The organism is Pirellulales bacterium (assembly GCA_035533075.1).
Taxonomy (GTDB): Bacteria; Planctomycetota; Planctomycetia; order Pirellulales; family JAICIG01; genus DASSFG01.
In genome coordinates, this window is record DATLUO010000113.1 from 1 (window position 1) to 10,066 (window position 10,066).

The following is a 10,066-nucleotide window of genomic DNA, read 5'->3' on the forward strand; positions in this document are numbered from 1 at the left end:
GGCCCCCGCCGGGGTGACCGAGATCTGCGTCTCGCTGCCGGTGGCCGTGCCATACGAGGCGGTGATCGACTGCGTGCCGGCGGTCTTCAGCGTGGCGCTGAAGGTGTGTACTCCCGCATCGCCGCTGGTGAACTGGTAAACGCCCGGCAGGGCGGCCTGGCCGTCGCTGCTGGTGAAACTGACCGTGCCGGTATACGCGGTGTCGACCGTGCCGTCGGCATTCAAGGCCGTGACCGTGAAATTGCCGGGCACCCCCGCTGTGATCGACGAGGGAAATCCGCTGACGGAGAAGCCGCTCGGCGGGGGCGTGGGCGGCGACCAGTCGGCCGCGTTCATCAGCACCGAGACGCTGCCGCTGTTGGAATCCTCCACCGCCAGATCGGGAAAGTTGTCACCGTTGAAGTTGCCCGCTACGATGGAAGCAGGGCTATTGACGGTATCGAGGGGAACAATCTGGGCCTCCGTGAAATTACCGTCGCCATTGCCCAAAAGCACATTGACAGTGCTCTTGGTGATGAACGCATAATTCTTGATGCCGTAGTAACCTGACCCGATGTATCGCGAGTAAGACGACGTCGCGGTCACCGCCAGGTCCATCTTGCCGTCTCCATTCAGGTCTCCCATGACGACGGCTCTCGGAGATTGAGCGAGAGGCAGGGGATTGACGCCGCTGTATCCGGGAGGCGTCCACGGCGGCAAGGCAATGTTGTCGGGCGGCTGAAAGCTGCCGTCGCCATTGCCCAACAGCACCGACACGCTGCCACCGTTGCCAGACAGATTGCCATAGTTATAGTTGGCGGTGACCAGGTCGAGCTTGCCGTCTCCGTTGACGTCGCCCACGGCCAGTGATTGCGGAGCGGCCCCGGTCGCAAAGTAGGTCGGCGCGGCAAGCGTGCCGTCGCTGTTGCCCTTCAACACGGCCACGTCGTTTGCACCCGGATCCACGGTGGCGACATCGAGGTTGCCGTCGCCGCTGAAATCGCCGAGCTCGACGGACTGTGCGCCGTAAAAGCCGAGCTGCGTCGTAGAACCGATTGAGAAGGTGCCATCCCCGTGACCCAACAAGACATCGACGTAGTCGTAGCCCGAACTCGTCGCCACGGTGACAACGGCATCGAGCCGGCCATCGTGGTTCATATCGCCCAGCGCGACCGAAACCGGCGATCCAACACCCGGCAACGTGATGTTGAGAGGTGCTTGGAAGGTCCCGTCGCCGTTGCCCATCAGCACGCTGACCGAGCCGGGAACCGCAGGAAAATAATGATACCCACCATCGTAACCATAACCGTCGTTGGCAGTGACGATATCGAGTTTGCCGTCACCGGTGAGGTCGCCGACGGCCACCGACGCGGTGTTGATGCCGCCGGTGTCATAGGTGTGCGCCTGCTGAAAGGTGCCATCACCATTGCCCAGCAGCACGCTGACCGAGCTATAGCCGGCGACCGCCAGGTCGCGAATTCCGTTGTTCGCGAAGTCGCCGGCCGCGACCGCGCTAAAAGGCCCTCCGGCGGGATAACCTGCGGTGGCATAATCGACCGGCGCCAGGAAGGTGAGCAAGCAGCGGTCCTCCAACGCTTCAAGCTGCAGCCGCGCCGCCGGACGTCGCCGTGGCGGCCGGCGCTTTTTCGAGCGACGCGATGCGCCCGTAGAGGTAAAATTCGCTGAGTCAATTAGCGAGCGGAACCACATGGAAGGTCTCCTGTGCAATTTTGGATTTCGGGTTTTCGATTTTGGATTTTCGATTGCGTCGACCCCATCGAGCTTGTCTCGATGGTGAAGCAGATGGCGGGCTAAACGCTGCTGCGCCCGCTTCCCTTCGACCCCATCCAGCTTGCCTGGATGGTGAAGCAGATTTTTGGCGCATAGCGGACGCGAATCTTATTTACCATCCAGGCGAGCTGGATGGGGCCTTTTTCCTGATTTCGCGAACGCATCTAGCTCACCATCTTATTCACCGATCCGCACAAGGCGGATGGGGTCTACGTCTCGCCTTCAGTTCTTTCCTTCGTCTCTGCGTCCTTCCTCCGCCTCCTCTCCGTCTCTAGACACACGCGCCAAGCACCCCGAACACGTCGTCGTCGCTCGTAGTGGCGTAGTTGCGAAAGATGACCGTCCGGTCGTCAGCCGTGGCGACACCGCCGGGCGCGACGTAGAGACCGCCTCCCACGCCTTGTCCGGCACTGCCGCCGCTGCCCGCGGCGCCGCCGATGGCCTGGTTGAAGACGATGTCGGTGGCGATCAGTTCGAGGCTTGAGGTGGCGTCGTTGTCAGCGCCGCCATCCTCGCCGCCTCGTAGGCCGCCGCTGCTTTCATCTACACCAGCCCCGCCAGTGGCCTCACTCTCGCCCGCGAGCTGATCGCTCACCCCCTCGTACAGCGACTGGATGCGGAACGCGCGAAACAGCGGCGCGTTGACCTGCAGGACGTAGGCCTTGCTGCCGTCCGGCCGCACTTCGATGGATTGGCCGATCTGGTGGGGCGCCACGCCCTGCCTCCCCGAGTCGAAGGAATAGTCCCCGTTCGAAAGCCGCTGGGCCGAGCCGAGGGCGTCCGAGTAGTTACCCATGTCGGCGTTGACCACCAGGGTCGCTGTCATGGTCCGCTGGTCGATCTTCCACACCTGGCCGCGGCTGTCCGCCGTCGGATCGCTGGCCCGGCGCGTGTCGCCGTCGTCGAAAACGATCAGCGTGTCGTCGTCGATATAGTGGGCATCGTGCTGCCCGGAGAACCACGGGTTCGGGTCAGTGGAGTTGACGGTGAAATCGCCGCCTTGACCCAGCCGCCAGATGACGTGGCCGTCCCCCTCACCGTCGCGGTAGTCGATCTTAATCACCCAATCCTGGTTTTTGATGGAGAGAGTGAGGTTTCCGTCCGCGGGCGACCAGTCGACGGAGTTCGCGTGCAGCCAATCGACCGCCGGTAGGTTGGGGACGGCGGCGTCGGGGTCGACGACGCCCGGCTTCACAGTCTCGCCCAGGACGGGCCCGCGGTTGACGTCCAGGTGGTCGAAGGAATCCCAGACCCACGCCACCTGGAAGTTTCGGTCGAGCACGATGATGTCGGCGCCGACGTAGTTGGTCGGGGTGCCGTTGATGTTGACCGTACGCTCCGTCAGACCGATCACGGCGGTCTGCCCGTTGGGCAAACGCGTGGCGTCGTGGGTGAAGCCATCGATGTTGTTGTACCCCATCGCCGTGAGCTGGGCGTTGACCGCGTCGAGGTTCGTCTCGCGCACGGGATCGCCGGCGAGGTCGATTTCGCGCAGGATGTCCTGCGAATACGGGAATGGCGCGCGGCTATCGGCGCCGGTGACCAGCACGGTACCTCCAGGCAGCAAGTCGGCGCTCATCGCGGGGATGCCTCCCTTAAAGCCCGCTTGGGAGGGATCGTAGTACCACACCACGTTGCCCGAAAGGTCGGTGACATAGGGTTGAGGCAAGCCCTGAGCGGACCTGGCGAGCTGCTGGAAGACCAGGCCTTGATCGAGGTCGCTGCCGGGGCCGGGCGGCTGCGGCACGGTGATGGAGGGCAGCTTCACAGTCGACGGGATGGCCCCCGTCGTGAAGAGCAGAGGCGAGGAGGCGGCGCCGTCACTGAAGACGTCGCGCATTTCGTAGGTGGTGTCGGGCAGCATGCCGGCCACCAGAAAATTGGTGCTTCGGCCTGGCAGGCTAGGTAGATCGTTAGTGTTCTGCCACGATGGGCTGTTGCCCGCCACGGCGAACTCCACATGGACGGTGCCGTGCGGGCCAGGGCCGGGCTGGGTAGGCGGGACGCTATACAGGGCCACGAGCGGGTTCGACGTCGGCGTGATGACCGCCTCGGCGCCGGTCACGCGCGAGTTCACGACGTCCAGGACATCGGCCGATTCCGTGCCGGTCGCACTGAATCCTTGCTTGGCGATGACCTCGATGTCGTAGCTTCCCTCCTCCATCGGGGTCCAGGTGAAGCTGTTGGAGAGACTGAAGTCGCGCACCACGTGCAAGGGACCGTGTTCGGGACCGACGCGGAATTGGTAGACTGGAGCTGCCCCGAGGTCGGCCGTTGCCGCAGTCCACGTGATGGATTCGCCGACCAACTGGGGGGACGCCCCGCTGGGCGTAAGGGAGACGCCATCGCCGCTGAGTAGACAGCGGTCTTCCAGCCGTTCAAGCTGCAATGGCATCCCGCCCGTGCGCGATCGGCGAGCGCCGCGTTTGTTCCGGCGGGAGTAAGCGCGCTTGGAGCGCGACGTCGAAGAGTCAAATCTTGAGCGGAACCACATGGAAAGTCTCCTGTGCGATGGTGGTCTGCTCTATAATGACGACGGCGACCTGAAGGGCGCGCAGACCGTGCGCCGCTTGGGTGCCGGGCCGGTGGGGAGCTTGCTTGGCCGTAAGGACCCCACCGGCCGTCTTTCAATTTTGGATTTTGGATTTGCGATTTTGGATTGTAGGGTGGGACAAGCGAGTCTTGGCTCGCGCCGGCCCACCACCTGTTCTATTTCAGTTGCACGCTCCGGGGGATATATTGTTTATGATGTCCGAACCAATCAAAGCCGATTCCAGCGGCGCGGTAACGCTTCCGGCCGAATTGTGTCGGGCCGCCCGGCTTGCCCCGGGAGCCGATCTCGTCGCCGAGGTTGAAGCTGGGCGGATCGTTGTCGAAGCGATCCGACCATCTCTGGCAGAGCGCTTCGTGGGGCGCGCCGCGGCGCTGCCGCCAGGAGCTTTGGATTCTCTGCCTAATGATCTGGCCGCGCAGCACGACCACTATCTCTACGGCACGCCGAAGCGCCCGGAGTGATCGGCGATGGTGCCGAGCGTTTTCGCCGACACGTTCTACTGGCGCAGTCTTAGTCCCGGAGGGACGGCGGAGTTTAGCCGTGGGTGCCAACCCACGGACAGCGTGCCATTCCGTCCGGGTGAGCCGCGTAGCGGCGGCGGAGATGAACGCCGAGCGCTCCGTCGCCGCTACGCGGCTTTTTCTTATTGCGCGACCCCAAACCGTGGGTTCGCACCCATCCCGGCGCGCCGGGACTACGCGGCCGCGCTGCTGCCGCTCGCGATTTCCGATGTTTTGAGCAACGATCATCATTTCACCCAGGAGGGATTCAGGATCCTGTTTCCGTAACCGGCGTTTCTAAGAGCTGCTTTGCCTCCTCCAGCAACAGCTTGCACTCCAGCGGCTCATACCAAGCACCCCAACTCGGTCGCGTCGCGGTGAGATCATCCGATTTCTCTCGATCAGCCTCGTCGGTCCAGCGGGCGGCCTCGTCGAAGGCTTGCCGAGCCTCGGCTACACGTCCCAAGCGATGGCGGGCCATGGCCAGAAAATACGAAGCCCAGGGCCGAAGCCGATAAACCCGCTCTGCCGCCTCAAAACGGCCGACCGCCTCGGCGTACTGGCCCGCGCGGTACAGTCCTGCGCTCGCCTCCGCGGGACCGAGTCCTTCCGATGGCGTGGCAAGGCGGACTAAGGACACAAGCCGCCCCATGTCGGCCAGCGCGTCTGGCCGCAGCACGCAGGCCCGCAGCACGCAGCAGGCAACGGCTATGTCTTGCGTATTCTCGAAGCGCTCGATCATGGCGGCGCAGGTTTTCCGGAAGGCGTCCACTTCGCCCGCGCGCAAATGGGTGACGGCGGCAAGCTGCCGAAGCAACGCGTCGTTCGGTTCCAGCTCAATGGCCCGGTCGAATTCGCCGGCGGCTTGCTTCCACTGGCCGGGCTCAATGCAGCCGTAGCCCCGGTTGCGATGGTCTTCCAATGCAATTTGCCGATCGCGCGGCAGCCGCTCGAGGGCCAGGGCATATTCGGCCTCCGCCTCGCGGTGCCGGCGCAATCCGGCCAAGGCCCGCGCCCGGAGCACGTGCCTGCGCGGGTCGTCCGGCGGCGGGGCCCCGTCGATCAGCAGCTTGGCCTCGTGGCAGAAAAGGCGGCCCTCCAACCAGTCCCACCAGGCAATGGGCCAATAAGCGGTCGCCCCAAGGTGATTGACCCATCGCTCGTCGTCCGCCGACCTCTGGTACATTTCCTCGGTCCAGTGATCGAGCACGCGGTTCCCCGCGCCGAGGGCCGCACGGGCCTGGGCCACCTGCCCTAGCCGATGGTAGGCCATGGCCAGGGGGAAATAGCTGAGTCCACGCGAGCTCCACGGCATGTCATCGGCCCTGAGCGATGTCTCCAGCCGGCGCACGGCTTCGTCATGTTGCCCGGCCCGGTAAAGCGCCAACCCCAACACGTACAGGCTCCCCCAGTGCGGCTGGGCATGGCCGGCCACCGCATGCCCGCCCAATTCGACACATTGCTCCCGATCGACATCGACATCCGGGCTCAAGACGCTGGCGCGGACCAGCCCAATCAGGTATTCCATGTTCGACGTTCCGCGGAAGTGCGCGCGCATCCGTCGGCCCACGTCGTGGTAGCCCCGCACGTCGCCCGTGTGCAGGTGCAACAGCGCGAGCAGGTACCAGCGCAGGGGGAGATCCGGCTCGCGCAGCTCCAGCTCGTGGGCAAAATCGGTCGCGGCCAGGTCCCACAGACCCAGACGAGTGTGCAGATCCGCGAGCTCGGCCCACGCCGACGCATGATCCGGGCGTAGCTCAACGGCTTTGGTGAGCGAGGCATGCGCGTCGTCCCAGCGCGATGCGATCACGTAGGCCCGGCTCCGGTCCAACAACGCGTTGGCGGTCTTGAGCCGTTCCAGCTCGTCGCGGATCTGCTCGGCCCGCTGCTCGGCCAGCTCTTGTGCGCTTTTGACACGGTCCTTCTCCAGCTCGGTCCGTTTTTGCTCCCGGCGGATCATCGCATTGCTCACAGCCAGATTGGCCACCGCCAAGAGGGCGACCACCACCAGAACCGCGGTCATCGCGAACGTCCCCCGGTTTCGCCGCACCAACTTGCGGACTCGATACCACTTCGACGGGGGGCAGGCCGCCACAGGTTCGTCGTTCAGATACCGCTCGACGTCGGCGGCGAAGGCCATGGCCGTCGCGTACCGCCGGTTGCGGTCCTTTTCCAGTGCCTTCATCACAATCCAGTCGAGCTCCCCGCGGAACAGTCGGCTGAGCTTGCGCGGGTCGGCTTGACGTCTTTGAGATGCGGTGCTGGCTGCTTGCCCGACCGTGCTGATGCGCGCGCTCGGCTTGGGCGGCTCTTCTTCGCGGATGATGCGTCGCATCTCGTCGTAGCCGACTTGGCTCAGCCGCTCGTTCTCAAACGGCGTCGTGCCCGTCAGCAGCTCGTACAACAGCACGCCCAACGAATAGATATCGCTGCGCGTGTCCATGTCGAGCCCGCTCAATTCCGCCTGCTCGGGCGACATGTACAACGGCGTGCCGATCATCTGAGCAAAATTGGTGAACAGCGTCTTCTCGGTGAGTTGCTGGCCCATCGCCTTGGCGATGCCGAAGTCGATGACTTTGACTACCGGCTGGCCGTCGTGCAGCGTGACCATCACGTTGGTGGGCTTGATGTCGCGGTGGATCACTCCCTTCTGATGCGCGTGCTGCACCGCCTGGCAGACATCGATGAACAGCTCCAGCCGCTGACGGATGCCGAGACAGCTCTCGTCGCAGAATTCGGTGATGGGCACGCCGCGGACCAGCTCCATGACGAAGTAAGGCCGGCCGCAATGTAGGTCAGGCTTTCCAGCCTGACCGAGTAGTTCAGGCTGTCCGGCCTGACGAGCCGGGTCGCTGTCAGGCTGGAAAGCCTGACCTACGGTGCCGCCGTCGAAAACGTGGGCAATATTGGGGTGGTCCATCAGGGCCAGGGCCTGCCGCTCGGCCTCGAAGCGCGCCACGACCTGCCGCGTGTCCATGCCCGGCTTGAGCACCTTGAGCGCCACCTTGCGTCGTACCGGCTGCTGTTGCTCGGCCATGAACACCACGCCAAAACCCCCTTCGCCGATTTGCTCCAGCAGCTTGTATGGCCCGATCACCGTGCCCGGCCGCTCGGCAATGGGCCGATCGAGGGTGGCCACCAGGTCGGGTGCTGGACGATTCATGAAGCCGTCGGCCTCCTGGTGGGCCTTCAGGAGCTGTTCGACCTGCGGGCGCAGGCCCGGCTCGGCCGCGCAGGCCTGCTCCAGATAGGCCAATCGGTCCGAGGCATCGGAGATGTCCAGGGCGGCAAGGAAGACGGAACGTTCAGTCATGGCTACAAAACCTCATGGCGGCGCCCACCGGCGCCGTCCTCTCCTAGATAAGCGCGATTCACTCCAACATCGCGCCAAAAAAAGTTTTGGTTTTTCGGCGCGGTTACTCCCCTTCGATGGCCCGCCGCAGCCAGGCACGCGCGTAGGCCCAGAGGCGGTCGGCCGAGCGCGGTGAGATGTCGAGGGCCTCCGCGGCCTCGGGAATCGACAAACCGGCGAAGTATCGGAGTTTGACGAGCTCGGCCGCCTGGGCGTCGGCCGCCGCCAGGCCGGCCAGGGCCTCGTCGACGGCCAGCACCTCTTCGGCATCCTGAGCGGCGGCAAGGTTGGCCTCGTCGAGCGGCACGCGGTCCCGGCCGCCGCCACGCTTACGGCTCCGCTTGCGACGGGCCCGATCCACCAAGATGCGCCGCATGGCCTCGGCCGCCGCGGCAAAAAAGTGCCCGCGGCTGTTCCAGTCTTGGGCCTGCTTCACGTCGACCAACCGCAGATACGCCTCGTGGACCAGGGCCGTGGCCTGCAAGGTTTGCCCCGGCTTTTCCTGCCCAAGCTTCTGCGCCGCCAGCCTTCGCAACTCATCGTAGACCAGCGGCAAGAGCTGCTCCGCGGCGTGCGGGTCGCCTTGCTCGATGGCTGATAAAATGCGAGTAACGTCGCTCATTCCCACTTGAACATACCCGACCGGAGGCCGAGGAGCAAAAGGCAGTCGCAGCGAATCGCGGCAATCGGCATAATCAACTTGATGATTGGCGAATTGTCGTTCCGTATCGCCCTGGCCGTCGTGTTTGCACTCACCGTGGCAGTGACAGGTTACCACCGCTGGCAGGCGGCGAAATCAGGCGAAAGAATTTCACGACGAGACGAGGGCCGCCTTCTTTGCTTCGCGATTCGTTTGAGCGGCCTGGCGCTGTTTGCGACGGCGTTGGCCTACCTGGCCAACCCCGATCTGGTCGAATGGGCGGCGCTGCCCCTACCGCACTCTGTTCGCTGGTCGGGCACGGCGATCGCGGCGCTTGCCATCGGCCTGCTTTATTGGACCTTGAATGCCCTGGGCACGAATCTCACGGATACGGTCGTAACCCGGCGCAACCACACGCTGGTTACAACCGGGCCATATCGCTGGGTGCGGCATCCGTTTTACGTCGCGACGCTTTGGCTTGTGGTTGCGTCGTCCCTGCTTGCCGCCAACTCGTTCATGGCAGTAGTGGGGACCGCGGTGTTTGTGCTGTTGGCGGTCCGCGTGTCGATCGAAGAGCGAAAGCTCGCTGAGCGGTTTGGCGACGAGTACCTGGCTTATCAGGCACGGACTGGTCGCTTTGTGCCGCGGCTGCGGTGAGACTGATCGCTGGTCTAGCCTGGCACGACGAACGTGTGGTGGACGGCTTCCTTCTGGAAACCGATGACTTCGGGAAAGCGCAGGCCGGGCAAAAGCTGCACGTCGAAAATCTCCTCGACCGCCGTCTGAAAGTCCAGCATGGCGGCAATTTCGCCGCGTTGCAAGTCAACCACCGCCACACCGCACTTCAACTCACTCAATCGCTCTGCGATCGGCAAGCCGCCGAAGGTGGAGGTCTCCCGGATCTTCGACAGCCCGATGAAGGCATATTGCCCGGCGAAGGCCAGTCCGCGGCCAAAGCCGGGCACCTCGGCGACTGTCTCTCGTAAACCGGTGACGGCATCGACCAGCAGCAGGCGGCCGGTGCCCGATTCCAACACCCAGAGCCGGCCGTCATGCAAGCGTGGCGAATGCGGCATCGAGAGGCCGCGAGTAACGATCTCACCGCTCGGCACGTCGATGAGGCAGCCGCCCTTGGCCTTGTCCGGCCGCCAGCCGCCCTGGGTGTCGGTTTCGCCCAGAGCGGTGACGTATCGCGGCCGGTCATTCTCCATGACAACGCCGTTGAGGTGGCAGCGGTCTTCGGCGGCCAG

At 64.3% G+C, this 10,066-nt stretch carries 7 protein-coding genes; 2 read left to right on the top strand and 5 right to left on the bottom strand.

The features are described 5' to 3' along the window. Positions 1-1,557, bottom strand: a 1,557-nt coding sequence (locus VNH11_14525; protein ID HVA47581.1) for a VCBS repeat-containing protein, incomplete at its 3' end; no start/stop codon positions are given. A gap of 484 nt (positions 1,558-2,041) precedes the next feature. Beyond that, on the bottom strand, positions 2,042-4,264 hold the full coding sequence (locus VNH11_14530; protein ID HVA47582.1) for an aryl-sulfate sulfotransferase: 2,223 nt from the start codon (positions 4,262-4,264) through the stop codon (positions 2,042-2,044). Between the two features lie 251 nt (positions 4,265-4,515). On the opposite strand from VNH11_14530, the gene VNH11_14535 reads away from it, so the two are divergent. Then, the gene (locus VNH11_14535) at positions 4,516-4,785 is read left to right on the top strand and encodes an AbrB/MazE/SpoVT family DNA-binding domain-containing protein (GenBank protein HVA47583.1); all 270 of its coding nucleotides are present in this window, start codon (positions 4,516-4,518) and stop codon (positions 4,783-4,785) included. A gap of 307 nt (positions 4,786-5,092) precedes the next feature. On the opposite strand, the gene VNH11_14540 is transcribed toward VNH11_14535, so the two are convergent. Further along, complete coding sequence (locus VNH11_14540) at positions 5,093-8,137, bottom strand: protein kinase (protein HVA47584.1); 3,045 nt, start codon at positions 8,135-8,137, stop codon at positions 5,093-5,095. Between the two features lie 103 nt (positions 8,138-8,240). Next, on the bottom strand, positions 8,241-8,798 hold the full coding sequence (locus tag VNH11_14545) for an ECF-type sigma factor (protein HVA47585.1): 558 nt from the start codon (positions 8,796-8,798) through the stop codon (positions 8,241-8,243). Positions 8,799-8,879: 81 nt separating this feature from the next. Here VNH11_14545 and VNH11_14550 point away from each other — a divergent pair, with 81 nt between their 5' ends. Next, on the top strand, positions 8,880-9,473 hold the full coding sequence (locus VNH11_14550; protein ID HVA47586.1) for an isoprenylcysteine carboxylmethyltransferase family protein: 594 nt from the start codon (positions 8,880-8,882) through the stop codon (positions 9,471-9,473). Positions 9,474-9,487: 14 nt separating this feature from the next. Here VNH11_14550 and VNH11_14555 read toward each other — a convergent pair. Then, the coding region (locus VNH11_14555; GenBank protein HVA47587.1) for a TIGR03032 family protein at positions 9,488-10,066 on the bottom strand (579 nt) is incomplete at its 5' end.